Origin of the sequence: Morganella sp. HMSC11D09, assembly GCF_001807955.1 — a bacterium.
Classification (GTDB): Bacteria; Pseudomonadota; Gammaproteobacteria; order Enterobacterales; family Enterobacteriaceae; genus Morganella; species Morganella morganii.
Genome location: NZ_KV791662.1, coordinates 42683 through 69644 on the forward strand (window position 1 = coordinate 42683; position 26962 = coordinate 69644).

Below are 26962 nucleotides of genomic sequence, written 5' to 3' on the forward strand. Positions count from 1 at the left end.
CAGTGGTTACCAGTGGTATGAATAGCTGAGACCAATCTGCAAACCATCATTACGGTAATCCGTGGTGTGATAACCAATATCGCCGCGAAGGGTGGAGTTCTCCGTGATAAAGTAATTCACACCGGCACGGGCATACGGTTTTACACTCTGGCTGTTGCCGCGATCATAAATATAATCAGCATCGTTCACATACTGAATATGGCCGGTAAAGGCATCACGCTGGTGACTGAGTTTAATATCCGCGCCGATACCTGCATCCAGTTCTGTGCTCTTATTAAACTGATGTTTCAAATCCACGCCGAGTTGTAAATCAAGGTTTTTATTTCCGGCACGGCCATAGGTTGCCGGGAAATCAATACCATTTGATTCTGTATATCCGGCACGGGTGACATTATGATATTTAATAGCAGCCAGTGGTGTCACCAGGGTATTTGCACTCACGGTAATGCCATAACCGGTGGTGAATTTTACATAGTAACCTTTGATATCAGAATTGCCTTTTCCGGTTTCAGTGCCCCGTTGTGCCTGACGGGTGATTTCCAGACCCTGCTGTAAAAATGCAGCGGAAAGCTCACTGTTAAAGCCGGAGTTATCTTTATTTTCCTGATAACGCAGCCATGCGCCAACACCGGGATGATTATTGCCGCGGGTGTCGTAGCCATCGGCCAGACGGGTATTTACGGCGAAATTCAGTGACGCGCCCAGCGTCCAGTTTTCTGCCGGTAAACGGAATGAACCAAATACGCCGGTGGCCACACGGCTGTTCTGATGCACATTGTCATATTGGGTAAACAGGCCGGCGCAGTAATTATCGTCACCCATCTGGCAACGGCTTTCCGCGAGGTTATACAGGGCGGTCTGGTATAAATCCAGAACCTGATAACTGCTGTTTGCCAGTTTTGTTACTGTATTGCGGGTTTTAATAATATCAACAGGATCAGAGACCGTGATACCGCCGTTATCAGCCGGGTCAACCGGTGTCAGCGGCAGGATTGGTTTGACTGGTTTGACCGGCTCTGATGGCTCAAGCGGTGTCAGTGGTTCAGACGGATCAACCGGTTTTGACGGCTCAAGCGGGGTCATTGGTGGTTTATAGTCCAGTTTCCATAGAACAGCGGATGTTTCATTATTGTCATTCTGCACATAACCGGCGACCACTTTGCCATCCGCAGAAATGGCTTCCGCACTGGATTCACCTTCAAAGCTTTCCTGTAGTGGTTTCAGTTCGTACATCTTTTTTTCACCTGAAACATAGACAAAGCCACGTGCGATATCATCTTCGTTATCGGATGAACCCACAATAAATTGTCCGTCACTTGAAACAGATGAAGCACTGGAATAGCCGCTGTTATCTTTCTTCAGGGTGCCGAGATCACGCATACCGTCTTTATCGGTATGACTCATCGCATGTGTTTCATATTCACTGATATTTGACCAGCCTACGGTAACAAGCCCGTCAGCGGATACGGCATTAGCGCCGGATTCCCCCGCATTCTCTTCTCTCAGGGTGCCCAGTGAAACCATGCCTTTATCACCGGTATATTTAAATGCCTGACCACTGCCGCTGATGAAGCGGCCGACAATTACACTGCCGTCATAATTAACGCCGTTTGCGGTGGAGGTTGCTGTTTCTGACGGATCTAATAATGTAATGCCGTCCTGTCCGCTAAAGCGGAAAGCTTTTTCGTCTGCAATGCCGATAACGGTTTTACCGTCACCGGAAATACCCAGGGAAGCGACACTGGCAAATGCCTGCTGATCAGGGATATTCACCGTATCGGTATTGGTATCATAAATATACATTTTAGAGTCAGATTTATTATTTACATCAACGATATAACCGATGGCGATATTACCGTCTGCTGAAAGGCCGGAGACATAAATACTGTTATTCCCGGCTGCATATTTACTCAGATCAACTGCATTGCCATCAATAATAATGAAAGGACGGTAATTATCATTTGAGATTTCATAAGTACCGGCAACTACACGACCATCTGCTGATATAGCGGCAGACTGACCAATGTTTTTTATCTTTGAGACTTCATAATCCATTGCGGAAAATGCCAGTGTGCTTTGTGACGTCAGTAATAATGCCAGTAATGTTTTATTAAAGTGTTTTTTATGTGCGTAAGCCATGATGATATTTATTCTTTTCAGGTAATACGATGAAGTGACTTATTGCAGTGTCAGCAATAAACCCGGTGTTGAATCAAAAGTTTTGTTAAAAAATCAGATTAGTTAATTATATTAATAATATATGTCCATCATAAAAATGGGGATGCAAACCAGATCGTGTCAGGCACGCGTGTGCCGTTGCGGATGACTGCATGAAAATTTTGGGTTAAACCAATTTGATGCGTAATTTATTGGGTTTTCGATCTTAAGGCAAATGAAAATTGCGCTCAGACACATTTTTTTAGTAAAAAAAACAGATGAACTGCTTCTGGGGAGGTTGAAAGGGTATTTCCGGATTATAAATCTGGTTATTTTGAATAAGTTGAAATTAATTGCAATTGACGTTGTATTTATGGCAGATCTGTTTTATGAAAGGCATAGTGTTGTAAGGGTAAAAGCTGAGTAATAACATGATGATACCGTGTTTGTTGCGTTACGTCATACTTTCAGTGATAAAGCATTATCAACTGATTGGCAGCATCCGATGAATTGTTTCAGTTCGGTTGCGGGAATGTGTTTTTTCCCCGGTGAAGAGCAAAACGGATAAAAAATACGTCAGATCTGAATGCAGAGCGCTGCCTTGTCTGCTGAGCGGGTGACACTGATGGTCATCAAAAAAAGAGTCCGGTAACAGTATATTTATTGACTAAATGAATAAGTAATATCATTATATCGTGATGGGTTTCACATAACTAAAAATAAAATGAGTAAAATGATGGATCTTGAACGAGATGGGTAACAAACACGGACTGGTATTTCTTGAACAGACGGTGAAGGGGATATTCAGGGTATTACTCGCGGCGGTTGTAATTGTATTTTTATTTTCGGTTATTCTCTTTTCTGTGCTTTAAATAGCTCCGGTTCAGTCTCGGTACTGAGCAACCAAAACGGATATGTCACCCTTAGTTTATTCAGATATTGATATGTCGACTGAATCGACATATCAATATCTTGTATTTTATTAAGCCACACTATTTATAGTGAAGTTTATTTCTAATTTTCACTTCTTATTGGGAGGTGATTTAATTTAATTAAACTATAATCACGGTGGTGAATTTAAATATTAAAAGGTGCAGTGGTTTTACATGATTTTATGATGAATTATTATATTCTGTTTTATTACCCCTGCGTTAAAATTCACTAATGAAAACATATGTTAAAATATTTTAATTCTATCTTATTGACTTTTTTTAATAAAAAACAGACCATTTCTAATGGAGCGCATAATAATTGGTGCTAACATTATTTCTATGAATGATTTAATGTAATCTGCCAAATATAAATATGGCAGACTCCCTCAATGATTGGAGATTGGTATAAAAATGAAGTTAGGAACGTATGAACGACCAAAATATTGGGGTGTTGATGGTGTTATCGGTGATATCTACTACTATCCGGATTATACTTTATTCTTTAGATTAAAATATAATGGCAGTCCATCTGATAAAAACTGGTATTATCCGAAAAAAGAAGTCAATAATCAGTTCTGGGATTGGGTTGGGTATTACCCCGGAACGATGTCAGAGCCCAAAACTTGGCGTGAACCCGGAATCGAGGGTTGCATTTACTATGAGCCGGAATATGGTTATTTACGTTTGAAAAAAGACGGTAATCCGTCTGAACATAAATGGTATTTTCCATCTGATGGCAACTCAAATGAATATTGGGATTTTATCGACTTTAGGGCAGGTAATCCTGTGGATCCTAAATCTTGGGATGTAGATGAAGGCCAGGAAGGTGATTATTTCTATAGTGCGAGACTGAATTCTTTTTTTATTTTTAAAAAAAATGGTAAGCCATCTTCTTTTAACTGGTATTTTCCGGAAAATGGACAGGATAATACTTATTGGCACTATATGGGACCTTTGAAAAAAAATGTTGGCTGAAGTTCATTGATGGAAAATTGCCTATTAACCAGATATCATTACCCGGTACACATGATTCAGCGACAGGTACATATAGTGAAGGGATAGGTGAAGGCGGGATGGTAAAAACACAGGATGATTCTGTTTATGAGCAACTTAATTCAGGGATCCGGTTTATTGATGCACGTTGTCGTCATATAAGTAATTCATTTGCTATGCATCATGGAATAATATACTTAAATAAAATGTTTGGTGATATCCTGAATGAATGTAAGCGTTTTTTGCAGGAAAACCCGAGTGAATTTATTCTTATGTCAGTTAAACGTGAACATACAGAAGAGCAATGTACCCGGAGTTTTCAGGAAACCTTTGAGAAGGAATATTATGATTCTTATTGGTGGTTTGGGGAGGACCGTTTCCCTCTGCTGGAGGAAGTCAGAGGCAAAATTGTTCTTTTCAGCCGCTTTGGCGGACCCCACGGAATACAAACGTCCTGGAAAGATAATGCAACATTTGATATTGACGAAAGAATACATGTACAGGATGAATATAATCAAACAGATGAAGTCAAAAAATGGCATGCAATAGAAAATGCATGGAGTTTTGCAGCCTACAGAGGCAATACTGAATGGATGACAATTAATTTTACCAGCATTGCAGCCGGATTTTGGGGTACAAGGAGTATAAGGGATTATGCTGAAGATAAAAACCCGGAACTGGCTACTCATATAATGTCCCGTGGTGAATGCTGTGGTGTCGTCGTTTCTGATTTTCATAATATCGCTATGCTTTCTAATGGTGTTATTATGACTAACTTTCGGAATATGCTAAATCCGGCAAGAGGATTGTTTTTAGCTTTTTTATTAATATCATAGTGAATATGATTATCACCCTATAGAAAAAGAGCCGGTAATACCTTACCGGCTCTTCACTATAAAAATATGTTATCCCGTATATGCCGGTGTGTTACCACTCCAGGTTCATACCGGCACCATACATGACATCACCGCCGTTTGATGTTGAGGTTGCCAGGCTGGCTTTAACTGCCACATTTTTATTGAAACGGTAGCCGCTGCCGACAGCAACCGCATTTTCGGAGTTATATCCGCCGACAGCTGCACTGAGGTTAAATTTACCGACATTATACGGCTGGAACAGGTTTGACGTGGCGGCTGACATTGCAAAGCCGCGCTGCATCTTGTCATTCAGCTCATCATAACGCAGCTCCAGTTTATCAATACGGGCCGAGTTGTGTGTTGCCAGATTATACGCATTATTCGCGGTATTATTGGCTTTCTGCGCCGTGGTGTTAGCATTAATATAGTCAAATTGGCGTATTTATCCGGCTGAACTTCAGTCATTTGATGTTCATGGTAAGCAGAGTTGCGGGGAAAAAAGAACGGCGGGATGAGAAAATAAAACAGTACGGCGGACCGTACTGTTTTGGTGAATAAATAAGAGGTGTTTTGTTATTTTTTACTGCGTTCGTTGTTATCTTTTTCGACTTCAGATTTCCATTCGGAAGTAATTGGTTTTGATTGCTGTTTTACTTCAACTGCTTTATTTACGGCGTCATACGCTTTGCCGTAACCGGCTTTATCCTGCACATAACCGGTGGCGTTGTCACTTTTAATCCCGATATTACCGGCTTCTGCGATAGCATCAATATTGGCGCCGAGGAAAATAAAGTCCCACTTATCTTCTTTCTCTGCAGAATTAATCATTGATTTAATCTTATCACGACTATATTCATTGCTGCTGTTTTCTGCACCGTCAGTAATAATCACAAATAACACATTATTATTTTTGGTAATTTTGCGGTTTTCACGGATTTTATCAATAGTAATACCGACAGCGTCCAGTAACGCGGTATTACCACCGACAGAATAATCATCCAGTGTCAGGTTTTTGACTTTGCTGATAGGCTCGCGGTTATGCAGCGTACTGTTTTCGTGGTTGAATAAAACGGTGGTGACGTAAATATTGCCTTCTTTTTTACGGTTTTCGGCAAGAACGGAGTTATAACCACCGATGGTGTCCTGTTCAAAACCGGACATGGAACCGCTTTTATCCAGAACAAAAACCAGATCCAAATCTGCCGGTGCCGCAGGCTTGGTTTCGGCTGCCGCAAACAGCGAGGCGGAAAATAACAGCAGGAGTGGTGCAATAAAGGTGCGGGAGAGTCTGAACATAGATATTCCTTATACTATTTCTGACAGGGTTATACGACGGATAATGATGTATTCTGAGGTGAACAAAAAATATTCACAGCAGATTTATCTGATTAACTATCACGCGGTTTCTTCCGTCCGCTGCAAAATAGCAGTGAGGTGCCCGGTGTCTCCGTGGCGGCGCAGATAACGGGAAACATCCTCTTCCCATGAACGGCCGTCGCCCAGTATTGCCCGGCTGCGGGTGGAGTGCCGCCCGTAGCGGTTCTGATACAGGCTGATTAATGTCTGGTTGATCCCGCGGATATCCGGATGCGGATTTTTATCCATCTGATGCGCTATTGCCTGCTGCACTTTTGCAATCGCGGCAGGATCCGGCTCATAGCTGCATTCATGGTACTGGCTGAGCACAATAAAGGAAGGCGGAATATTTTCGTCATACGCCGCCTGCAACCGCAGATGGCCATCGAGTATAATGTAGGATGCCAGGCCGCTGATGTACCAGATCAGCACCGGCGGCAGTTTGCCTTCGCGGGCAACTTTACGCCAGTATTTCAGGCGGCTGCTCTGCGGCTCAACCGCGTAACGCGGCAGCAGCTGGTAACCGCCGAACCACCAGTCCGCAAATATAACCCGTCCGGGGGATTGCAGATCCGGCAGGTCTTCGCTGTATAACAGCCAGTCCGCATTACTGATATCTTTGGAGGACGGTGAACGGAAACACCATTTTTCCCGGGGACAGGGGGCATTGACAACATAAGGGGCGGACGGCGGTCTGATATTCATCGGGCGCAGCAGCCACTCTCCGGCCGCAAGCAGCGGGGAAGGGCGCTCCTGCAAATCACGGGCGAAGTAACGGCACCACTGCGGGGTTTGTTCTTCTGCCGGCAGAGCGGCGATTTTCTCAGCCTGTTGTGAGCGGAGCGGCGATAACAGATTCTGCTGAGCCGGATGGTCCTGATTATAAATCAGCCAGACACCACAGTGATCTCGCAGTACGGTTGCCCAGAACAGCGGATAACCACGCAGCTGCAGCTGCATCCGGCTGTTATGGCCGCTGAGCAGCGCAGGGGCATCGTCATTTACCGCTTCAGGATTAACCCTGACAAGCAGGCTGTGCCATTGCTGATAATCATTAATTTTATCCTGCCACCAGTAGGTTTTCATGGTATGGTTTCGCCTCAGATTTTCCGTCACCGGCACAGGCCGTTGCCGGTTGCACCCTTACATTATTTCACAGTGAATGATTATGTCTTACCAATGTCCGCTTTGCCAGCACCCGCTGACGCACCGCCCCGGCAGTTACAGCTGCGAAAACCACCATCAGTTTGATCTCGCGAAAGAGGGGTATATCAATCTCCTGCCTGTCCAGTTCAAGCGCTCGAAAGAGCCGGGTGACAGTAAAGAGATGATGCAGGCGCGCCGGGCATTTCTGGATAATCACCATTACCGCCCTATGCGGGATCAGGTAATCGCGGCATTTGAACAGCATTTACCGGCACAGGCGGAGCAGGTACTGGATATCGGCTGCGGCGAGGGGTACTACACCGGGGCACTGGCGGAAAGCCTTGCGGCACGGCAGGTGACGGTGTACGGGCTGGATGTGGCGAAGGTTGCTGTCCGCTACGGCGCAAAACGCTATCCACAGGTCAGCTTCAGTGTGGCATCCAGCCAGCGGCTGCCGTTTGAGGATAACAGTCTGGATGGGGTGCTGCGGATCTATGCGCCGTGTAATCCGGATGAGTTAACCCGTGTGGTGAAACCGGGCGGCATTGTGATTACCGTGACCCCGGGGCCGCGTCATCTGTATCAGCTGAAATCCCTTATTTATGATGAAGTTCATCTGCACCCGCTGAAGGAAGAGCATTTCCCGGGATTCGGTCCGGCACAAGAGCAGCAGGTGGCTTACCCGATGTTGCTGAACGGTGCGGACGCACTCGCGCTGCTTTCAATGACACCGTTTGCCTGGAAAGCGACAGAGGCTGTGAAACATCAGTTGGCAGCAGAAACCGCCTTTTCCTGCGAAACAGATTTTCTGATCCGGGTTTACCGCCGGGAAGCCTGATTCAGAAACAAAAAGACCCGCCGGAGCGGGTCATCAGAAGTGATTAAGCGATTAACCAATATGTTCATACAGAATGGTAAATCCGATCAGGATCAGTACAATCCCGCCGACAATTTCTGCACGCTTACCCAGCATCGGGCCGATATAACGCCCGAGGATCATCCCTGTGGTGGCCATAATCATGGTCATCAGCCCGATAGTCATCGCGGTATGGACGATATTGACTTCCAGAAACGCAAGGCCGACACCAATCGCCATCGCATCCAGGCTGGTGGCAACCGCTGTGGTGGCAAGATGTAATGCACTGTGGCGCTGTGGTTTTTCATGGCGGGCGCAGCAGTCATCACCGGCGGTGACGCTGTTGTAAATCATGCGGGCGCCGAGAATAAACAGCAGTGAGAAGGCAATCCAGTGATCCCATTCCATCACGTAGCGGCTGGCGTAAATACCGATAGCCCAGCCGATCAGCGGTGTCAGGGCTTCAATCACACCAAAGATAAATCCGGTGCGCAGTGCTTCGCGTAAAGGTGGTTTGTGCAGGGTAGCGCCTTTGCAGACAGCAACGGCGAAGGCATCCATAGACAGGGCCAGGGCAAGGACGAGGGTGGCGTAAAAACTCATAAACTCAGTCTCGGTCGGGTAGCTTATCCATATACACACAATCCAACCCCGACCTCCGGTGAACTGCGTGTCTATGGTCTTGCCAACCGAAACGGCATCCGCACCATGCTGATATAATATCACGCAAGTATGTTGACACGGATTTTCTGTTATTTCCCTGAGAGGTTAATAACAGAACAGGCTACTCCCCAATGACGTGACCGGAAAGATATCACAGAAAATAAAAAAGGCAAGAATATATATTTTAGTTTTAAAAGATGCTAATGAGAATGATTTTCATTACATGGTATTTTAATAAGATAATAAAGACTAATATCATCATTAGTCTTTATTTCTGTAGGGGGATAAAAAGAAGGGGTTATTATTTATTATTAATCATAAAATTATAAATTTTTTGTAAATCATCAAGATGCGTGACTTTGATGTAAATTTTACGATTTTCCAAACCCACAAGAAGAATGCCGTCTTCTGATAAATTCATTGTTTTTATTCTATCATATTTAATATATGCATTGGCGTAAAAAAATCCGTCCTGCTTAAAATATAACTTCGGTGAACGAATAAAAGCCAGATAAATAGCAATGATAATACAGCCGGAAAGTAAATAAGTTGTTAACGGGCTGCCGTGTCCGGTTATATTATTATAAATAACAATACCGATAAGAAGGATAAAGATCACAGCGTCAGCGCGGTGATTACGGCGCAGTTTTATCCGCAACTGTGTTTTGCCTTTCAGTGTGTTCACAATAAATTCGTCGTAGACGGCAAACAGCAGCATCAGCACAATCACAGCCAGCAGAACAATATCATTTACACTCATTGTGGTTCTTTTCCCCTGAAGTGAAACAGAAAACGGGAGGCGAGCCTCCCGTTTAAACTACCATACTCTTTCTGAAAATACGCGTTCGTCAGAACGTATTTTTACCGGTTACAGTCCCAGGAAACCAAAGACATAACCCAGAATACCCAGTATAAAGAAGCCGATAATAATCAGCAGGGCATTCACTTTATGACGCAGCAGCCACATACAGCCGAATGTCAGCAGCAGCGGCATCAGGCCCGGCATCAGCTGGTTGAGGATGGTCTGAACAGTGGTGATTTCCATCTCGCCGGTGGTCGGGTTTTTAATTTCCGACACCACCAGCGGGATATTCACTTTTGTCCATTTGTTCACCAGCGCACCCATAACAAACAGACCGAGGATTGATGCCCCCTCTGTCAGTTTCTGCAGGAAGCCGCCGCCCATATCCTGAACAATATCCAGGCCTTTTTTGTAGCCGTAAGCCACGCCGTAGTAACGGGTTGCCAGGCGGACCAGGTTAAACAGGAAGAAGAACAGTAACGGCCCGAGCAGGCTGCCGGTCATGGCAATCCCCGCACCGAGGGCGGCGAAGACCGGACGCACGGTACCCCAGAAAATCGGGTCGCCGACACCGGCCAGCGGCCCCATCAGACCGACTTTGATACCGTTGATGGCACCGTCGTCGATAGCCGCACCATTAGCACGCTGCTCTTCCATCGCACAGGTTACACCGAGGATAGGTGCAGCCATATACGGGTGGGTGTTAAAGAACTCCATATGGCGTTTGATAGCCTGTCTGCGTTCTTCATTATTTTCCGGATAAAGACGGCGGATCACCGGTACCATGGAAAAGGCGTAGCCCATTGCCTGCATACGTTCAAAGTTCCATGAACCCTGAAACAGGTTTGAGCGGATGAAGACACCCCGGATATCGCTCTTTCTTAACTGTTTTCTGCCGGTTACGTTGCTTGTAGTATCAACCATGTTGCTCACCTTCTTAGTCTAACTCGTTATCCAGGTCGTTTTTGCTGCCGGCAGCGACAACGACTTCCGATTTGTTGTATTTCGGACTGAGCTGAATATACAGCACAGCCATAACCGCACCGATGACACCCAGCGCAACCAGGTTGAAATCAGTAAATGCCGCGGTAACGAAACCCAGATAGAAGAATGGCATCAGGTAGCCGGCACGCATCATGTTGATAACCATCGCGTAACCGACCACAACAATCATGCCCCCGGCGATATTCAGACCGTTGGTGACCCAGTCAGGAATCGAGTCAAGCATTTCACGGACAACATCAGTACCGACAGACACGGCCACAATAACCGCCGGAATAGCGATACGCATTGCCTGTAACAGCAGGGCACCGACGTGGATCATCCCCAGCGCGGTGAGATTTCCCTTATCAGCCGCACGGTCACCCATGTGCTGGAAGGCCACGGTGATGGTACGGACGATAATGGTCAGCACCTGACCGGCAGCCGCCAGCGGAATAGCCAGCGCGATACCGGCACCGATGTTCTGGCCCCCGGCGATAACCAGGATAGTGGAAATGATGGATGCCAGCGCCGCATCCGGTGCCACTGCCGCACCGATGTTCATCCAGCCGAGTGCGATCATTTCCAGCGTACCGCCGATCATGATCCCGGGTTTCATATCACCCAGTACGATCCCCATCAGCGTACAGGCGACCAGCGGGCGGTGGAACTGGAATTCATCGAGGATTGACCCCATACCTGCAACACAGGCAACGATGAAGACCAGGACGATTTGTACAACGGAAAGTTCCATTGTGTTTCTCCTTTAACCAGTCATTTTGCAGACAACAAATTTTGTATTGAGTAATGGGTCAAATTAACTTTCAGCTTTGCTGATTAAATCCATCATTTTTATTTTTGAATCGGTGGAAACTTTGCGGACTTCCAGCTCGATGTTGCGGTCATTCAGCGCTTTGAATGCCACGATATCGTTTTCATCGATAGAAACCGCATTGTTAACCTGTTTTTTACCTTCGGGGAAAGCCATCCCGCCGATGTTGACTGATTTAATCTCCACGCCGTCTTCCACCAGGCGCAGAACATCTGCCGGGTTGGTAAACAGGAGCATGCAGCGGTCATTGGCGTATTTCGGGTTATTCCAGACACGCACCATTTTCGCCACATCCACCACGTGCGCGGTTACACCCGGAGGAGCGACCTGCTTGAGCAGTGTTGAGCGGACGGTGTCTTTGGCAACCTCGTCACTGACGACAATAATGCGTTTGACGTTGGTTTCTTTGGTCCAGCGGGTGGCGACCTGGCCATGGATCAGACGGTCATCGATACGGGCGAGGGCGATAGTCATGTGTCCGCCCGGGCCTGCCGGTGCCGCCGGTTGTGCGGCCGGTTTTGGTGCAGGTGCCGCTTTCGGAGCTGGTTCGTCCTGTGCTTTCAGGGCGCGGATCCCTTCACGGCCGGTTTCCAGCGCCACCGCAACCAGTTCCTGCAATGACGGATTATCATCACGGCACATAAAGGTCTCGACCAGCATCGGCACGTTAACGCCTGTGACTATCTCATAATTGCTGTTGCCGCCTGCGGCCTGATCCTGCTCAGTCACAATACGGTTTGCTGCGTTGAACGGGCTGCCGCCCCAGGTATCAACGAGGAATAATACCCCGTCAGCGGTTGATAAACCGGGCAGCTTCTCATTGTACTTCGCATATAGTGTGTCGGCATTTTCCCCCGGTACGAAATCGATGAAGGAGACGTTCTCCTGTTCACCGATCAGCATTTCCGTCGTGCGCAGTAACTGCTCAGCGGCTTTGCCGTGGGTGCCAATCATAATGGCTATACTCACCTCTGTTCCCCCTTAACATCAGTCAGGATGGTTCTTGTGTATTACACAGAATCTTTTATGGGTCAGGAAAAAACCGTAAGACTCCGGTGTAAAGATAGTCTCAGGCCCGTGATACCGCTAATTATTTACGTTTAAACAGCGATAATTAATTTCGGGGCACTAATTAAATAGAAGGTTAACATTCTATGAAGGTAAAAAAACTTGCTTTCCGTCAGAAAACAACAAAACAGAAACATTAAACACTTAATTATAGTTAATTATTGTGTTGAATGAGCTATTTGTCAGAGTGATGAGGTGTTGTTTGATTATTTTACAGAGTTATATACTATGATATTTTACATATTATAAACATTTGCATCTGAAAATATCACAAATTGATTGAAAAGTGACCGGTGCTGATGCGCTTCAGGTAAAAAATATCCCTGCAATGTTGCAGGGATATTAATGTCAGCGAATTATGTTTTGTGAGTTAAATCACGAAATCAGTCGCACTGAACCTTGATTGCAAGACCGCCGCGTGATGTTTCACGGTATTTGGCGTTCATGTCTTTCCCGGTTTCATACATGGTTTCGATGACTTTATCGAGAGAAACGCGCGGTGCGCTGGTACGGCGCATAGCCATACGGGCGGCGTTGATCGCTTTCACTGAGGCAATCGCGTTACGTTCGATGCACGGTACCTGAACCTGACCGGCAACCGGGTCACAGGTTAAGCCCAGGTTGTGTTCCATACCGATTTCAGCGGCCACACAGACCTGTTCCGGGCTGCCGCCGAGGATTTCAGTCAGACCGGCAGCCGCCATTGAGCAGGCCACGCCGACTTCGCCCTGGCAACCGACTTCCGCACCGGAGATAGACGCGTTCATTTTGTACAGAATACCGACCGCGCCGCAGGCGAGGAAGTAGCGGAGATAGGTTTCCGGAGTGACTTTCTCGATGCAGTGATCATAATACGCCAGTACCGCAGGGACGATCCCGCAGGCACCGTTTGTCGGTGCGGTAACCACACGGCCGCCCGCTGCGTTTTCTTCGTTGACAGCCAGAGCAAACATATTGACCAGGTCAACCACGTTCATAGGATCTTTGGAGAGTTTACCGGCGGAGTTGATCAGGCGGTTCAGTGCAGCGGCACGGCGTGGTACACGCAGCGGCCCCGGCAGAATGCCTTCGGTTTCCAGACCGTGAGCGATACAGTCAGTCATGGTTTTGTAGACATCGGCAAAATACGCGTCGATCTCTTCACGGCTGTGCATATCCAGCTCATTTTTCAGCATCAGAGAGGAGACGGAAAGCCCGGTCTGATGGCAGTGATTCAGCAGCTCTTCCGCTGAGGCATACGGGTAGGATACCGGTGTTTCGTTGGCGTTATCCTGACCGAAATGCTCGGCATCGACGATAAACCCGCCGCCGATGGAGTAATAGGTTTTGGTGTACAGCTCTTCATCACCGGCAAATGCGGTGATACTCATGCCGTTTTCGTGCAGCGGCAGGTTACCGGTGTGGAAATTCATGCCGCCTTCACGCGGGAAGTCCACAGTCTGCTGGCCATTGGCCAGGGACAGACGCTCAGTCTCTTCGACATCGCGGATAAAACCGGCGATACCATCGATATCGACAGTTGCCGGCAAGTTACCGGCCAGACCCATAATGATAGCGATATCGGTATGGTGACCTTTCCCGGTTAAGGAGAGTGATCCGTAGACATCAACAGAAACGCGGGTCACGCGGGAAATCAGACCTTTTTCAACCAACTCATCAGCAAACTGCTTCCCGGCTTTCATCGGCCCTACGGTGTGGGAGCTGGAAGGACCAATCCCCACTTTAAACATGTCAAAAACGCTAATCACGTCAGACTCCTTAAAAAACAATGTAATAGTGATTTATCGTAAAGCGCGTTACTTTACTGTTATTTGCTCACACGGATAAAGTAGTTTATCGCATTTTTCACTGCGGAACAGCGCTTTCGGATAAAATTCGGGCATACCTGATGAAAAAAAGCAGGGGGAAATAGGGCAGAAGTGTGAATTCGGTTACAAATCAATCATTTTTCACTTGCGTTGCGAGGCGATATAAAATACCCGCTGTTAACCCCCAAATCATCCGTCCCTCATATAAGTAAAAATAGAGGCGGCGCTCCACAGTATTGCGGGTCATATCAATGTAGCGGTAGCGGCTCAGATCGAGGGCGGCATCCAGCGGCAGCTCAAAAATATCCGACACTTCCTGCGGGTTACCGGCCAGCGGCAGATATGGCGGAATAATCCCGACCACCGGGGTGACCCGGAAGCCGGTAACACTGTCCACCGGTGCCATTTGTCCCAGTACCTGCACGGCCTGTGGCGGAATGCCGACTTCCTCACGCGCTTCGCGCAGTGCGGTGGCGATGGGGGAAATCTCGCCCGGATCTGCCGCGCCGCCGGGCAGGGCAATCTGCCCCGGATGAGAGCGCAGCGATACCGCCCGTTGTGTCAGCAGGATCCCTGGCCGGGCTTTATTGGTGATAGGCAGCAAAACGGCGGCCCGGCGATCCCGCTCACCGGCAATTTCTGCTTCGGAAGGGCGGGTTAACTGAAACCGGGGAATAAAGCGCTCAAGCGGACTCATAATATTTTCTCCGGCAGTACCGTCAGTATGCGGCCCAGTTTATCGAACGTTTCCTGGTATTCATCTGCGGCACGGCTGTCTGCGACAATCCCGCCGCCTGCCCGGCAATAAAGGTGATTATTTTCCGCAATCAGGGTTCTGATCGCGATATTGGTATCCATGGTGCCACAGGCGCTGATATAACCGACGGAGCCGCAATAGGTGTGGCGGCGGACAGGTTCGAGCTCTTCAATAATTTCCATCGCGCGGATTTTCGGCGCACCGGTAATCGAACCGCCCGGGAAGCAGGCGCGCAGTAACTGTGCTGCCCGGCATGCCGCCGGTAACTGTGCGGTGATGGTGCTGACCAGATGCCAGACTGCCGGGAACGGCTCGACCGCAAACAGTGACGGCACACTGACCGAGCCGGGAAGTGCCACCCGGCCGATATCATTGCGCATCAGATCCACAATCATCAGGTTTTCCGAGCGATCTTTCTCTGACGCGGCCAGCGCCTGTTTTTCTGCTTCGTCGGCCTGCGGATCAGCGGGATGACGCGGACGGGTGCCTTTAATCGGGCGGGTTTCTGCGGTGCCGTCTTTCAGCCACAGAAAGCGCTCCGGTGAAACCGACAGAATGGCGGCTTCCGGCAGACGGAGAAACGCGGAAAACGGTGCCCGGTTTTCGTCATTCAGCCGCAGAAACGCCTGCCATTCATCCCCCTCATACGGGGCGGAAAAACCCTGTGACAGATTGACCTGATAACAATCACCGGCCTGCAGATAGTCATGAATACGGGCAATTTTTTCGTGATATTCCGCTTCGGTCATATCGGACTGCCAGTGGCCGGTCAGGGCGAAAGGCAGACTCTCCGGTGCCTTCTGATTCTCCAGCCAGTGCAGACGCGCGGCGGGATCGGTATAGGTAATTAATGTGGCGCAGCGGCGCTGGTGGTCAACAATCACCGCCCAGTCGTAAATGCCTATGGCCATATCCGGCACCGACAGCTCATTACGTGCCAGTGACGGCAGAGACTCGGTACGCCGCCCGAGATCATAGCCCCATAATCCCATCGCGCCGCCCGCAAACGGATAGTCATCGTGCGGTTGCGGATCCAGTCCGCACTGTGTCAGCGCCGCATCCAGTAACTGAAACGGGTCATCATTTTGACGGAGGCGCTGCCCCCGGCTATCTTCAGTTAAGGTCTCATCGCCTCTGGTGGTGAGTGTCATCAGGGGATCGGCGGTCAGAATATCAAAACGGTTATGCTGATGCTGAGCACTGCCGGAGTGCAGCAGCATGGCCCACGGCTGATGCGACAGCGGGGCAAACAGGGTCAGGGCGAGACCGGGATGGTAATCAAGTGGTGTCAGTACAGGTACGGAATGTGATGTCATAATTCAGTCTGTCAGTAATCTGTGTCCGGAAACTGCCGGTTATCTTATCGGAAAACAGGCGGATGCGTCCCGCCATCTTTATGAGTATAATGTGTTTTTTACTGAAATGTTATAGAAGGTGATTATGTTTACCGGAATGCCCGCGTTAAGTCATGAAGAACAGCAGGCCGCAGTTGAGCGGATCCACACCCTGATGCAGGAAGGTATGAGCAGTGGTGAGGCTATCGCACAGGTCGCGGCGGAGTTACGCGAACGGCATCACGGCGGTGAGCAGATCCGCGCGCTGTTTGATGAGGAAGATGACGACAGCGAAGAATAGAAACAAATATTTAACAAGTGTCACAATTTCCTGATAATAAATATGTTACTTTGCAGCAATAAGCATTAAGTGAAATTTAATTAAGCGCTATTGTATAAAAATGACATTTAGTCTCTTTCGGGATTAAAACAGGAGGTTTTATGAAGGCAATGAATCTGTTCACCCGTACCGGATTGGCAGGGGCAGGTATTCTGCTGGCATTCACCGTCAGCGCACAGGCTCCGGCCACGGCGGAAGTCAAAAATGAGCGTATGGTGACTTTCCCGGCGTGTGAATCGCTGAATAAAGATCAGATAGCGGCACAGGTAAAATATGACTTTGTGCAGAGCCGCTACCCGCGCTGGCAGGATGATAAAGCGCTGCTGGGCAGCAAGCCGGTTGCCTGGGTGAATGTGGCGGAAGTGACTGAGAAAGACGGTAATTACAGTGTGCCGCTGGTTGTGCGCGGCTCGAAAAAACAGGTCAGTTACACCGTTGATATCAATTGTGCGGCGAAGACCATGACATACAGTCTGCCGCAGTAATGATACTGGCTGTTAAACCGTAAAAAGGCGTGCTCAGGCACGCCTTTATTATATTCAGCGTTTGGCATTCGGCTCATACGGCAGGCGGGAAAGCCCGGCACTGCGCTGGCGGTAAAATACCAGACGTTCGGCAAAATAGGCGCGCAGGGATTCAGGCAGTGTCTGCTGCACCTGCTCGGCGATCACCGGCATGTTATAGCGCTCTTTAAAGGCGACACCGGATGCGGCTAAGTCCGCATTGATTTTATCCATCTCTTCCTGACTGAGTTCGGCAAGATTATAACTCACGATATGCTCCTGTAACGGCTGACGGCCTTAACTTAACTGAGCTGCCGCCTGACTGCAAGCCCGGATTGACGTGTATTCGGTATCCTCATAAAGAGAATGCGATTAATTCTGATTATCTTTACAAAATCATTTTGTTTTCAATATGTTGTGAATTTATTAAATAGCACTTTTCTTCCCGGCAGGAGTGTGCATAATGACCGCAGATGATGAAATAAACGACTGACAGGAGCCTGTATATGTTAAAGCCGGATATGGTCAATCAACTGAATGCCCAGCTGAATCTTGAATTTTATTCCTCAAATTTATATCTGCAGATGAGTGCATGGTGTGCAGATAAAGGCTACGAAGGTGCTGCCGCATTCCTGAAAGCGCACGCAGCGGAAGAAATGGAGCATATGCAGCGCCTGTTTAATTACCTCAGCGATACCGGCGCGATGCCGCTGCTCGGGGCCATAGATGCACCACCGTCAGAATTCAGTTCAGTGAGTGATATTTTCACCCTGACGCTGGAACATGAAAAATTAATTACTGATGAAATTAATAAGCTGGTTCATGCTGCGCTGACCTCACAGGATTACTCTACCTTTAACTTCCTGCAGTGGTATGTGGCTGAGCAGCACGAAGAAGAAAAACTGTTCAAATCTGTGCTGGATAAATTCGCAATGGTGGGTGATAGTGGTAAGTCGCTGTTCCTGCTGGATAAAGATCTGGGCCGTATGGCAAGCGAACCATCCGCAAGCTGATTATTTCTGACAGCATTATTATTTATAATATAGCCACACAATTATCATAATATACTGATATTTGTGTGGTTTTTATTTGTGTTACCGATCACAAAAAACACTCTCCGGCCTGTGAAGGTTTCCGCAATGCCCCCGGTTGCGCTAGTATGTCCCGCATAATTACATCACCTGCAAAAATGAGGCATACCATCATGTTAACCAACCTGACCGCGCACTGGCGCAAATTATCTGCTGTTGTTGTTTTATTTGTCGGTTTATCCGGCCAGCAGGCGTTTGCTCACGCTCATGTCAAAACCCTGGTTCCGGCGGCAGATGCGGCGGTGACCGGTTCACCGGAAAATATCTCTCTGGATTTTTCAGAAGGGATTGAACTGAAATTCAGTAAAATCAGTGTGAAAGATGCACAGAATAAACCTGTCGCTGCCGGAAAACCGGAGCTGGCGGAAGGGAATGATACCCGCCTGATCCTGCCGCTGACAGAAACGCTGCCGGCCGGTATCTATCACGTTGAATGGAAAGTAGTTTCTGTTGACGGGCACAAAACAAACGGTGACTATCAGTTTACGGTGAAATAAACCGGTTATGGAACTGACACCGGAAGCGCTGTTGATTATCTGCCGCTTCATTCATTTTACGGCCGTGATGCTCCTTGCGGGATGCGGCCTGTTCTCTGTTCTGCTGCCCGGTGACCGGGTGGCGCTGCTGCTGCGGGCCAGACTGCGTTATACCGCCCGCAGTGCAACTGTGTTCACGGTCCTGACAACGTTCCTCTGGCTGCTGTTACAGGCGGCACTGATGGGGGACGGCTGGGCGGATATGCAGGATCCGGATATTATCCTCGCGGTGCTTTCCACCTCTTTCGGGGAGATCTGGCGCTGGCAGCTGGTGCTTGCCGTTATTCTCTGCGGCGGACTGCTGCTGCCGTCCGGACGGGCGCAAAGCAGTCTGTTTCTGATCTGTGCTGCGGCGATGCTGGCGCTGCACGCCTTTACCGGCCACGGCATGCTGCACAGCGGCTGGACAGGGCGGCTCTATCAGTTTAATCAGGTTGTTCACCTGCTCAGTGCCGCTTACTGGTTCGGCGGGTTGTGGCCGTTTCTGGTCTGTCTGCTGATCCTGTTGCGGCGTGACACACTCGCGCAGGGACTGCCGAAAGAAGTGGTGGCAACCCTGATCCGTTTTTCAAACCTGGGGCATCTTGCTGTCTTTCTGGTACTGGCAACCGGTCTTATCAGCACCATGCTGCTGTTGCCGGACTGGCCGCAGTGGAGCGGCAGTGATTATCAGGCACTGTTATGGCTGAAAACCGGGCTGGTGCTGACGATGGTGCTGCTGGCGGTGATAAACCGTTATGCGGTGGTACCGAAAATCGCACAATCAGGCCGCTTCCGCCTGTTGATGATTAACAGCTGGGTTGAGATAATTCTCGGCACACTGGCCATTTTAATGGTGGCGATTTTTGCAACTTATCAGCCTGCATAACTCCGGACAGGCTGACAACCGGGACACACTATGAAGAAAGCTCTGGCATTTATTCCTCTTTTACTGGCAGGTGCGGCACAGGCTGCGCCGCTGAAAACCATCAGCAAGTTTGAGTTTGGTGAAAAGTGGCCGTTTACCCGTGAGGAAGTGATGATCAACTGCCGGGACGGAAATGCACTGTGGGTGATTAATCCGTCGACACTGATGTCGTATCCGCTGAATGATGTGGCGGCACAACAGGCAAAAGAGCAGAAAATAAAGGTGACTGATCTCTCAGTTATCACATTAAAACAAACCGGAGACACGGAAAAAGGCATGGATCTTACTCCGATCATTGAGGCTGCCGGTGCGCTGTGTGGTGATAAATAACACATATTAATTATGAAATTTAACGATTAATATTCGGTTATTAATTAACCATCTGAAATATAAGCCATTTAAATCAGATATATGTTAACGATTTGATAAATAAATATTTTGCATATGTAACCAAACCGACTAATCTTAATCATGTAGGTTGTACGATATTTTCAATGGCAATTTTAGCGCACGGCTCGCTATGAGCCTTTTTCCCTGGACCGGATAGAGGACTTTATCCGGTCTCTTTTTTATTCCCGCCGTTCTTCTCCCTCATTTTCACGAAAAATGCGAAAGGATTTGTAATAATCCTATAGGGCTGCCCCGTTATTTGATATAAATTAAACATTACTTTAACCGGATAATTAACCCGTAACTGTAGTGTGACACATGAATAAACTCGCGTTTTATCAGGATTTAACCCGCCGTTTAACATCGCTTATCAGTGATGAGAAAGATGTCATCGCGACACTGTCCAATGTCAGTGCCGTCCTTTTTGACGAGCTGGAACAGATAAACTGGGCCGGATTCTATCTCCTTCAGGGGGATACCCTCGTGCTGGGGCCGTTCCAGGGGAAAGTGGCCTGTGTCCGCATTCCGGTTGGTCGTGGTGTCTGCGGAACTGCGGTTGCTCAGGGGCAGGTTATCCGTGTGGATGATGTGCATGATTTCGCCGGACATATTGCCTGTGATTCGGCCAGTAACTCAGAAATAGTGTTGCCGCTCGTGGTAAATGGTCAGATTGTCGGCGTACTGGATATCGACAGCCCGGTTTTTAATCGTTTTGATAATAATGATGAAATTGGTCTCAAAGCCTTGAATGACGCGCTCTGCGCACATCTGGCAACGTGCTTTATGCCGAAATATCGTGAAATGATCGCAAGTTAGGCCTCCGGGAGCATAGCATTTGTCTGTAACACTATTATAATGACGCCTGTTCATGCCTGCTGGTTGGCAAAGCACCGTTGTAATCAGGAAAATTCATGGAAAATCAACCCAAGTTGAATAGCAGTAAAGAAATTATTTCATTTTTGGCTCAGCGCTTCCCGCAATGCTTTGTGGCAGAAGGCGAAGCCCGTCCGCTGAAAATCGGCATCTTCCGCGATATCGTCAGTCGTATCACTGAAGAAGATGGTATCAGTAAAACACAGTTACGTACCGCACTGCGGATGTACACCTCCAGCTGGCGCTATCTGTACGGCGTCAAAGAAGGGGCCAAACGTGTTGACCTGGATGGTAACGATTGCGGCGATCTGGAAGCGGAACATGTTGAACATGCCCGTACCCAGTTAGCGGAAGCGAAAGCCAGAGTCCAGGCGCAGCGCGCGCAGAAACGTGAGCAGGACGGTGAGAAAAAACCGCGTCCGGCAGATAAAGCCGCCGCTGACTCCTGCCGCAGCCGTACGGATAAGCCTAAAGCGCCGCGTACCGGTAAAGCTCCGTCGCCGAAATCCGCTGATGCACCACGTAAACCACGCGCACCACGTCCCGAATCTCAGTCTGAACTGACACCAATCACTGATATTCAGGCACTGAAGGTGGGGCAGCAACTGAAGGTGACAGTCGGTTCCGGCGTTATGGATGCGCAGGTTCTCGAGATCACCAAAGACGGTGTACGTGTTCAGCTGCCTTCAGGGTTGGCAATGATCGTGCGTGCGGAACACTTAAAATTCTGATACGGAGTCAACCGAGGCATGAACAAATTTTTACCCCTGGCGTTGCTCATCGGATTTAGTTTAACCGGCAATACGATGGCAAAAACCGGCACCTCTGTGCTGCCGGATGTCAAAATCAGCCAGCTGCCGGATACTCAGCAGGCACCGGAGCACTCTACGGTCAGTGAGCGTGTGACGTCCCGGTTTCTGCATTCCCATTACCGTCAGTTTCAGCTGGACGGCGAATTTTCAGCGAAAATTCTGGAGCGTTATCTGAATCTGCTGGATTACAGCCATAACGTCTTTTTGGCGTCTGATGTGGCGAAATTCAGTAAGAACAAAGCAGATGTCGGCAATTATCTCCGCAAAGGGGAATTACAGCCGTTATACGATCTGTTTAATCTGTCACAAAAACGCCGTTTTGAGCGCTTTCAGTACGCGCTGAACCGCCTGAAGCAGCCGATGAATTTTGACGGCGACGATGTCATTGATGTGGACCGGAGCAAAGCACCGTGGCCGCAGACAGAAGCCGAGCTGGATAAACTGTGGGATGCCAAAGTCAAGTATGACTGGCTGACCCTGAAACTGTCCGGCAAAGATGACAATGAAATCAAAGAAACCCTCACCAAGCGCTATACCTATGCTCTGAAGCGTCTGACACAGACGAAAAGTGAGGATGTTTTCCAGCTGATCATGACCGCGTTTGCCCGCGAGATCGATCCTCACACCAGTTATCTCTCCCCGCGCAATACCGAGCAGTTTAACTCAGAAATGAGCCTGTCTCTGGAAGGCATTGGTGCCGTGCTGCGGATGGATGATGATTACACTGTGATTAATTCACTGGTCGCCGGTGGTCCTGCGCTGAAGAGCAAGGAACTGGCGGTCGGGGATAAAATTCTGGCTGTTGGTCAGACCGGCAAGCCGATGGTGGATGTGGTCGGCTGGCGCCTGGATGATGTGGTATCACAAATCAAAGGTGCCAAAGGCAGTAAAGTCCGCCTGGAAGTGCTGGGTGATACCAAAGGGGCCAAACCACGTATTGTGACCCTGACCCGTGAGCAGATCCGTCTGGAAGACAGAGCGGTGAAAATGACCATCAAACAGGTCGGCGACCAGAAAGTCGCAGTGCTCAATATTCCGGGTTTCTATGTGGGTCTGACCAATGACACCAAAACCCAGCTGCAGAAACTGGCCAAAGAGAAAGTGGATGCGGTGATTATCGATCTGCGCGGTAACGGCGGCGGTGCACTGACAGAAGCGGTTGATCTGTCCGGCCTGTTTATCACCAGTGGTCCGGTGGTGCAGGTGCGGGATAACAACGGCCGTGTCCGTGAAGATGCGGACAGCGATGATGTTATCTACTACAAAGGTCCGCTGGTGGTGATGGTTGACCGCCTGAGCGCATCCGCGTCTGAGATTTTCGCAGCAGCCATGCAGGATTACGGCCGTGCACTGATTGTCGGTGAACCGACCTTCGGTAAAGGTACTGTGCAGCAGCATCGCCCTGTCAGCCGTATTTATGACCAGATGCTGCGCCCTGAATGGCCGGATCTGGGCTCTGTGCAATATACTATCCAGAAATTCTACCGTATTAACGGCGGCAGTACCCAGCGTAAAGGGGTAACGCCGGATATCATTATGCCGACCGGCTTTGATAACGACGATATCGGTGAAAGCTTTGAGGATAATGCATTACCGTGGGACAGCATTGCCCCGGCGCAGTATTCACAGACAGATATTATCCGCAAAGCGGTACCTGAACTGGCTCAGAAATATCAGGAACGTTCAAAAACCGATCCGGAATTCGCTTATATTTATGAAGACCTGGCACGGTTTAAAGCCAATAAGCCGACTCAGTATATTATTTCCCTGAATTACGCGAAGCGTGATAAAGAAGATAAAGAACTGGAAGGGATTAAGCTGAAACGAATTAATGAACGTTATGCCCGTGAAGGCAAGAAACCGCTGGCAAATCTTGAGGCACTGCCGAAAGATTATGAAGGGCCGGACGCGTATCTTGATGAAACCGTTAAGATTGCCGCTGATCTGGCAAAAGTGCCGGATATCAGTAAGAGTGCGCAATAACCTGTTATTTTACGGAATAACATCAATAAAAAAATCGACAGCATTCAGGCTGTCGATTTTTTTTGTGCCGCATAAACACAGTGGCACCGGCAATTCGTCGCGTATTAATTAAAAGAAGCGCGGTACAGAAATTGTCATAACTGCAGTGGTAATACGATCAAAAGTTGTTTTTGTGGATTTAATTAATTTAGCCATAACAATTCCTCCATTATTTCTGAAAATAATGTTCAATACTCAGGTGAACGTGTTTATCTGTTAATCTAAACTGGTACAGTTAATGTGCTGTATCGTTGGGATGTACTTTACTCATTAGTGTGAGTTCAATCAAGTTTTCACTCAAAAGAAGTTGAGCGCAATAAAATCAATTTTAACTCATAAAATATACGATCTTGTAAAGAAAACGGTACACCTGACAGTGATACACGAAAAATAAAGGAATTCTGATGATATTTCGTACACAATTCAGCACGGTACTGGGTGAAATGTCGGCAGCGGCAACAGAGCAGGGTGTTTGTTTTCTGGAATTTACGGAAGACAACCGCCGTGAAGATACCTTACAGCTGGTTTCTTCCCGGCTGAAAATGGCGGTAACAGACGGAAATCATCCTCACCTGGCGTTGCTGGAGTCACAACTGCAGGACTATTTTGCTGGTAAACGGATGATATTTACCGTTCCGCTGGTGCTGCCGGGAACGCCTTTTCAGCAAAAAGTCTGGGATGCATTATTGTCTGTGCCGTTTGGCAGCACCGTTACTTACAGTATGCTGGCGGTGTCATTATCCTCACCGCGCGCTGTCCGGGCTGTCGGGCGGGCCAACGGGATGAATCCGGTTTCCGTGCTGGTACCGTGTCACCGCGTTACCGGCAAAAACGGCGAACTGACCGGCTATGCAGGAGGAACGGACCGCAAAGCCTGGTTACTGGCTCATGAAAAACAGGTTAAAGGAGCATCAGCATGATTTTCTGTAAACGGGTTTATGATGAGGTCGCGGAAAGTGACGGTTACCGGGTACTGGTTGACCGGTTGTGGCCGCGCGGAATTAAAAAAACCGATCTGAATTACGATGAATGGAATAAGGATGTTGCGCCGGATACGGAATTACGCAAGTGGTTCCACGCTAACAGTGATCAGTTTCCGGAGTTTGAACGGCGTTACCGTGAAGAGCTGGAGAGCAGGCCGCAAAGCTGGCAACCGCTGGTGGCCAGAGCGGTGCAGGGCAATCTGACACTGTTGTTTGCGGCAAAAGATAAAGAACATAACCAGGCTAAAGTGCTGAAGGCATTTCTGGAAGAAAAATTATCCTGATGACATATCGGCGGCCTGACTGACGCGCAGGTACAGGCAGACAGGCGAACGGAAAACGTAAGCGCCACGGATGGCGCGATCCGAGCGTACAGGGATGTATTTACAGCGTTTTTTCGTTCTGTCTGCCTGTACCGGAAGCGTCACAGCACAAAAAATCCCGGCGAACCGGGATTTTTCAGCAAAGAAGATAATTCAGCGTATCAGCTCAGGATCTTATTCTCTGCCAGGCTCAGGGCGAAATAACTGAAAATTAAATCTGCCCCGGCACGTTTGATGGAGCCGAGAGTCTCCAGTGCAACGCGGGTTTCATCAATAGCACCGGCCTGTGCAGCCAGTTTGATCATCGCGTATTCACCGCTCACCTGATAGGCCGCCAGCGGCAGATTTGAACGCTCGCGCACATCGCGCAGAATATCCAGATAAGCTCCGGCCGGTTTCACCATCAGCATATCCGCACCTTCCTGCTCATCAATCAGGGATTCACGGATAGCCTCGCGGCGGTTCATCGGATCCATCTGATAGGTTTTGCGGTCGCCTTTCAGGCAGGAACCGGCTGCATCACGGAACGGGCCGTAAAGGGCAGAGGCGAATTTGGTGGAGTAGGACACAATCCCGGTCTGATGGAACCCGGCGGCATCCAGTGCCAGACGGATAGCCCGTACCTGGCCGTCCTGGGCAGCGGAAGGCGCGATGAAATCAGCACCCGCCTGTGCGGCAACCACCGCCTGTAACCCGAGGTTATGCAGGGTTTCGTCGTTATCGACCACGCCGTCATGCACCACACCGCAGTGTCCGTGGCTGGTGTATTCACAGAAACAGGTATCGGACATCACCACCATCTCAGGCACGGTCTCTTTGCAGATACGGGACATCCGCGCAACCAGACCATCTTCCGCCCAGGCATCACTGCCGGTTGCATCCAGATGATGTGAAACACCGAATGTCATGACGGATTTGATACCGGCTTTGGCAATCCGCTCGATTTCGTAGGCCAGACGCTTTTCCGGAATGCGCATAACGCCGGGCATGCTGTCGATGGCTTTATAGTCATCAGCGCCTTCTTCGACAAAAATCGGTAACGCGAGATCATTGAGGCTTAATGAGGTTTCCCGGAACAGATCACGCATCTGCGGGGTCTGACGAATTCTTCTGAGACGCTGGATGTCATGTTGCATAACGACAGTTGCTCCTTATTTCATAAAAAATAATGCGGTCAGTATAAACCTTTCAGAGGAGGATGGGGTACAGGCAGAAAAAAATAAGGCTCCGCAGAGGGAGCCTGAAAACGATGTGCGTTTATCTTCAGAATATAATACGGGCGATTTTATTGAGCTCTGAGATAAAACGTCTGATATTTTTTATTGCAGGTAACATAATTGCGTTCTTGTTTATTGCGTTCTCACAATTCGATGACATAACTTTAGCACTTTGTTGATGAGTGTCAATCTTTCTCACAAATTAAATTTAACATTTAAACTAAATTTGATTTGAACCGATACAGCTCAAAAATGCTCAGTCTGTCCGTCAGAGACGGTTACGGTAAAATGCGACCACACAGAAGGACGCGGTGACGTTGTCTAACTCTTTTAAGAAGCGGGCTAAAAATCGCATAATGAGTGTCCTTATATTGTTGTGATCTGTATCTCAAAATTGCCTCTTTTTGTGATGACAGTCAATAT

The 26962-nt window shown here is 48.5% G+C and carries 28 protein-coding genes and 1 riboswitch; of the genes, 14 read left to right on the forward strand and 14 right to left on the reverse strand.

Features of this window, described 5'->3' with window-relative positions; genetic code table 11:
- Positions 1-6 precede the first annotated feature (6 nt).
- Positions 7-2139: an autotransporter domain-containing protein gene (locus HMPREF3119_RS04205; RefSeq protein WP_004237398.1), complete on the reverse strand. Its 2133-nt coding sequence runs from the start codon at positions 2137-2139 to the stop codon at positions 7-9.
- A gap of 1361 nt (positions 2140-3500) precedes the next feature.
- Here HMPREF3119_RS04205 and HMPREF3119_RS19630 point away from each other — a divergent pair.
- On the forward strand, positions 3501-4064 hold the full coding sequence (locus HMPREF3119_RS19630; protein WP_015422669.1) for a hypothetical protein: 564 nt from the start codon (positions 3501-3503) through the stop codon (positions 4062-4064).
- Positions 4025-4918, forward strand: a complete 894-nt coding sequence (locus tag HMPREF3119_RS19635) for a phosphatidylinositol-specific phospholipase C (RefSeq protein ID WP_081263611.1) — start codon at positions 4025-4027, stop codon at positions 4916-4918. The genes HMPREF3119_RS19630 and HMPREF3119_RS19635 overlap by 40 nt, the downstream gene beginning before the upstream one ends.
- A 91-nt stretch (positions 4919-5009) precedes the next feature.
- Here HMPREF3119_RS19635 and HMPREF3119_RS04220 read toward each other — a convergent pair whose 3' ends face one another.
- The 3 genes from HMPREF3119_RS04220 to HMPREF3119_RS04230 all read right to left on the reverse strand — a co-directional run bounded on the left by HMPREF3119_RS04220 (position 5010) and on the right by HMPREF3119_RS04230 (position 7381).
- Complete coding sequence (locus HMPREF3119_RS04220) at positions 5010-5240, reverse strand: YadA C-terminal domain-containing protein (protein ID WP_004237393.1); 231 nt, start codon at positions 5238-5240, stop codon at positions 5010-5012.
- A gap of 272 nt (positions 5241-5512) precedes the next feature.
- The gene (locus HMPREF3119_RS04225) at positions 5513-6235 is read right to left on the reverse strand and encodes a vWA domain-containing protein (RefSeq protein ID WP_004237392.1); all 723 of its coding nucleotides are present in this window, start codon (positions 6233-6235) and stop codon (positions 5513-5515) included.
- A gap of 99 nt (positions 6236-6334) precedes the next feature.
- Positions 6335-7381 (reverse strand): hypothetical protein, encoded by a 1047-nt coding sequence (locus tag HMPREF3119_RS04230; protein ID WP_070578616.1) that lies wholly within the window; start codon positions 7379-7381, stop codon positions 6335-6337.
- Positions 7382-7463: 82 nt separating this feature from the next.
- Between HMPREF3119_RS04230 and rlmA the strand changes: the two genes are divergently transcribed.
- On the forward strand, positions 7464-8279 hold the full coding sequence (rlmA, locus tag HMPREF3119_RS04235; RefSeq protein ID WP_036417684.1) for a 23S rRNA (guanine(745)-N(1))-methyltransferase: 816 nt from the start codon (positions 7464-7466) through the stop codon (positions 8277-8279).
- Between the two features lie 51 nt (positions 8280-8330).
- Here rlmA and mntP read toward each other — a convergent pair whose 3' ends face one another.
- The 8 genes from mntP to pabB form a co-directional block, all read right to left on the reverse strand.
- The gene (gene mntP, locus HMPREF3119_RS04240) at positions 8331-8900 is read right to left on the reverse strand and encodes a manganese efflux pump MntP (protein WP_004237389.1); all 570 of its coding nucleotides are present in this window, start codon (positions 8898-8900) and stop codon (positions 8331-8333) included.
- Positions 8901-8945: 45 nt separating this feature from the next.
- Positions 8946-9104, reverse strand: a riboswitch (yybP-ykoY riboswitch).
- 157 nt (positions 9105-9261) lie between these two features.
- The gene (locus HMPREF3119_RS04245; protein ID WP_004237387.1) at positions 9262-9720 is read right to left on the reverse strand and encodes a DUF986 family protein; all 459 of its coding nucleotides are present in this window, start codon (positions 9718-9720) and stop codon (positions 9262-9264) included.
- Between the two features lie 108 nt (positions 9721-9828).
- Positions 9829-10686 carry a PTS mannose transporter subunit IID gene (gene manZ, locus HMPREF3119_RS04250; protein WP_070578619.1) on the reverse strand — a complete coding sequence of 286 codons (858 nt, stop codon included), beginning with the start codon at positions 10684-10686 and terminating at the stop codon, positions 9829-9831.
- A gap of 13 nt (positions 10687-10699) precedes the next feature.
- Positions 10700-11497: a PTS mannose/fructose/sorbose transporter subunit IIC gene (locus tag HMPREF3119_RS04255; protein ID WP_070578622.1), complete on the reverse strand. Its 798-nt coding sequence runs from the start codon at positions 11495-11497 to the stop codon at positions 10700-10702.
- Positions 11498-11560: 63 nt separating this feature from the next.
- On the reverse strand, positions 11561-12544 hold the full coding sequence (manX, locus tag HMPREF3119_RS04260; protein ID WP_210388495.1) for a PTS mannose transporter subunit IIAB: 984 nt from the start codon (positions 12542-12544) through the stop codon (positions 11561-11563).
- A 482-nt stretch (positions 12545-13026) separates the two neighbouring features.
- Positions 13027-14391 (reverse strand): L-serine ammonia-lyase, encoded by a 1365-nt coding sequence (locus tag HMPREF3119_RS04265; RefSeq protein ID WP_015422671.1) that lies wholly within the window; start codon positions 14389-14391, stop codon positions 13027-13029.
- 190 nt (positions 14392-14581) lie between these two features.
- The gene (locus HMPREF3119_RS04270) at positions 14582-15148 is read right to left on the reverse strand and encodes a CoA pyrophosphatase (protein ID WP_004237382.1); all 567 of its coding nucleotides are present in this window, start codon (positions 15146-15148) and stop codon (positions 14582-14584) included.
- Positions 15145-16524, reverse strand: a complete 1380-nt coding sequence (gene pabB, locus HMPREF3119_RS04275) for an aminodeoxychorismate synthase component 1 (RefSeq protein WP_070578628.1) — start codon at positions 16522-16524, stop codon at positions 15145-15147. Before pabB ends, HMPREF3119_RS04270 begins: the two co-directional genes overlap by 4 nt.
- Positions 16525-16648: 124 nt before the next feature.
- On the opposite strand from pabB, the gene HMPREF3119_RS04280 reads away from it, so the two are divergent.
- Positions 16649-16843 (forward strand): YoaH family protein, encoded by a 195-nt coding sequence (locus HMPREF3119_RS04280; RefSeq protein WP_024472916.1) that lies wholly within the window; start codon positions 16649-16651, stop codon positions 16841-16843.
- 140 nt (positions 16844-16983) lie between these two features.
- Positions 16984-17367 carry a protein YebF gene (gene yebF, locus HMPREF3119_RS04285; RefSeq protein WP_004237378.1) on the forward strand — a complete coding sequence of 128 codons (384 nt, stop codon included), beginning with the start codon at positions 16984-16986 and terminating at the stop codon, positions 17365-17367.
- Between the two features lie 54 nt (positions 17368-17421).
- Here the strand turns inward: yebF and HMPREF3119_RS04290 are convergent, their stop codons facing one another.
- On the reverse strand, positions 17422-17655 hold the full coding sequence (locus HMPREF3119_RS04290) for a DNA polymerase III subunit theta (protein ID WP_004239531.1): 234 nt from the start codon (positions 17653-17655) through the stop codon (positions 17422-17424).
- A 236-nt stretch (positions 17656-17891) separates the two neighbouring features.
- Between HMPREF3119_RS04290 and ftnA the strand changes: the two genes are divergently transcribed.
- From ftnA to HMPREF3119_RS04335, 9 genes are all read left to right on the forward strand, one after another.
- Positions 17892-18398 carry a non-heme ferritin gene (gene ftnA, locus HMPREF3119_RS04295; RefSeq protein WP_004237376.1) on the forward strand — a complete coding sequence of 169 codons (507 nt, stop codon included), beginning with the start codon at positions 17892-17894 and terminating at the stop codon, positions 18396-18398.
- A 191-nt stretch (positions 18399-18589) separates the two neighbouring features.
- A complete protein-coding gene (gene copC, locus HMPREF3119_RS04300) occupies positions 18590-18973 on the forward strand; it encodes a copper homeostasis periplasmic binding protein CopC (RefSeq protein ID WP_004237375.1) in 384 nt (127 codons plus the stop codon).
- 7 nt (positions 18974-18980) lie between these two features.
- Positions 18981-19880 (forward strand): copper homeostasis membrane protein CopD, encoded by a 900-nt coding sequence (gene copD / locus HMPREF3119_RS04305; RefSeq protein WP_049246150.1) that lies wholly within the window; start codon positions 18981-18983, stop codon positions 19878-19880.
- A 30-nt stretch (positions 19881-19910) separates the two neighbouring features.
- Complete coding sequence (locus HMPREF3119_RS04310) at positions 19911-20249, forward strand: YebY family protein (protein WP_036417614.1); 339 nt, start codon at positions 19911-19913, stop codon at positions 20247-20249.
- 378 nt (positions 20250-20627) lie between these two features.
- Positions 20628-21125 (forward strand): GAF domain-containing protein, encoded by a 498-nt coding sequence (locus HMPREF3119_RS04315; protein ID WP_070578631.1) that lies wholly within the window; start codon positions 20628-20630, stop codon positions 21123-21125.
- 95 nt (positions 21126-21220) lie between these two features.
- Positions 21221-21913: an RNA chaperone ProQ gene (proQ, locus tag HMPREF3119_RS04320; protein WP_070578634.1), complete on the forward strand. Its 693-nt coding sequence runs from the start codon at positions 21221-21223 to the stop codon at positions 21911-21913.
- Between the two features lie 18 nt (positions 21914-21931).
- The gene (gene prc / locus HMPREF3119_RS04325) at positions 21932-23977 is read left to right on the forward strand and encodes a carboxy terminal-processing peptidase (protein ID WP_062771729.1); all 2046 of its coding nucleotides are present in this window, start codon (positions 21932-21934) and stop codon (positions 23975-23977) included.
- A 443-nt stretch (positions 23978-24420) separates the two neighbouring features.
- Positions 24421-24936: a methylated-DNA--[protein]-cysteine S-methyltransferase gene (locus HMPREF3119_RS04330; protein ID WP_032098230.1), complete on the forward strand. Its 516-nt coding sequence runs from the start codon at positions 24421-24423 to the stop codon at positions 24934-24936.
- Complete coding sequence (locus HMPREF3119_RS04335; protein ID WP_004237368.1) at positions 24933-25283, forward strand: DUF488 domain-containing protein; 351 nt, start codon at positions 24933-24935, stop codon at positions 25281-25283. The genes HMPREF3119_RS04330 and HMPREF3119_RS04335 overlap by 4 nt, the downstream gene beginning before the upstream one ends.
- A 200-nt stretch (positions 25284-25483) precedes the next feature.
- Here the strand turns inward: HMPREF3119_RS04335 and hemB are convergent, their stop codons facing one another.
- Positions 25484-26458: a porphobilinogen synthase gene (gene hemB, locus HMPREF3119_RS04340; RefSeq protein WP_032098231.1), complete on the reverse strand. Its 975-nt coding sequence runs from the start codon at positions 26456-26458 to the stop codon at positions 25484-25486.
- Between the last annotated feature and the right edge of the window lie 504 nt (positions 26459-26962).

Coding starts and splice junctions, on each gene's coding strand:
- proQ (WP_070578634.1), top strand. CDS start 21,221: ATGGAAAATCAACCCAAGTTGAATAGCAGTAAAGAAATTATTTCATTT.
- HMPREF3119_RS04335 (WP_004237368.1), top strand. CDS start 24,933: ATGATTTTCTGTAAACGGGTTTATGATGAGGTCGCGGAAAGTGACGGT.
- HMPREF3119_RS04330 (WP_032098230.1), top strand. CDS start 24,421: ATGATATTTCGTACACAATTCAGCACGGTACTGGGTGAAATGTCGGCA.
- HMPREF3119_RS19630 (WP_015422669.1), top strand. CDS start 3,501: ATGAAGTTAGGAACGTATGAACGACCAAAATATTGGGGTGTTGATGGT.
- ftnA (WP_004237376.1), top strand. CDS start 17,892: ATGTTAAAGCCGGATATGGTCAATCAACTGAATGCCCAGCTGAATCTT.
- HMPREF3119_RS04230 (WP_070578616.1), bottom strand. CDS start 7,381: ATGAAAACCTACTGGTGGCAGGATAAAATTAATGATTATCAGCAATGG.
- HMPREF3119_RS04225 (WP_004237392.1), bottom strand. CDS start 6,235: ATGTTCAGACTCTCCCGCACCTTTATTGCACCACTCCTGCTGTTATTT.
- HMPREF3119_RS04205 (WP_004237398.1), bottom strand. CDS start 2,139: ATGGCTTACGCACATAAAAAACACTTTAATAAAACATTACTGGCATTA.
- HMPREF3119_RS04245 (WP_004237387.1), bottom strand. CDS start 9,720: ATGAGTGTAAATGATATTGTTCTGCTGGCTGTGATTGTGCTGATGCTG.
- copC (WP_004237375.1), top strand. CDS start 18,590: ATGTTAACCAACCTGACCGCGCACTGGCGCAAATTATCTGCTGTTGTT.
- prc (WP_062771729.1), top strand. CDS start 21,932: ATGAACAAATTTTTACCCCTGGCGTTGCTCATCGGATTTAGTTTAACC.
- mntP (WP_004237389.1), bottom strand. CDS start 8,900: ATGAGTTTTTACGCCACCCTCGTCCTTGCCCTGGCCCTGTCTATGGAT.
- HMPREF3119_RS04270 (WP_004237382.1), bottom strand. CDS start 15,148: ATGAGTCCGCTTGAGCGCTTTATTCCCCGGTTTCAGTTAACCCGCCCT.
- manZ (WP_070578619.1), bottom strand. CDS start 10,686: ATGGTTGATACTACAAGCAACGTAACCGGCAGAAAACAGTTAAGAAAG.
- HMPREF3119_RS04310 (WP_036417614.1), top strand. CDS start 19,911: ATGAAGAAAGCTCTGGCATTTATTCCTCTTTTACTGGCAGGTGCGGCA.
- rlmA (WP_036417684.1), top strand. CDS start 7,464: ATGTCTTACCAATGTCCGCTTTGCCAGCACCCGCTGACGCACCGCCCC.
- copD (WP_049246150.1), top strand. CDS start 18,981: ATGGAACTGACACCGGAAGCGCTGTTGATTATCTGCCGCTTCATTCAT.
- HMPREF3119_RS04220 (WP_004237393.1), bottom strand. CDS start 5,240: ATGCAGCGCGGCTTTGCAATGTCAGCCGCCACGTCAAACCTGTTCCAG.
- HMPREF3119_RS04255 (WP_070578622.1), bottom strand. CDS start 11,497: ATGGAACTTTCCGTTGTACAAATCGTCCTGGTCTTCATCGTTGCCTGT.
- hemB (WP_032098231.1), bottom strand. CDS start 26,458: ATGCAACATGACATCCAGCGTCTCAGAAGAATTCGTCAGACCCCGCAG.
- yebF (WP_004237378.1), top strand. CDS start 16,984: ATGAAGGCAATGAATCTGTTCACCCGTACCGGATTGGCAGGGGCAGGT.
- HMPREF3119_RS04280 (WP_024472916.1), top strand. CDS start 16,649: ATGTTTACCGGAATGCCCGCGTTAAGTCATGAAGAACAGCAGGCCGCA.
- pabB (WP_070578628.1), bottom strand. CDS start 16,524: ATGACATCACATTCCGTACCTGTACTGACACCACTTGATTACCATCCC.
- HMPREF3119_RS04315 (WP_070578631.1), top strand. CDS start 20,628: ATGAATAAACTCGCGTTTTATCAGGATTTAACCCGCCGTTTAACATCG.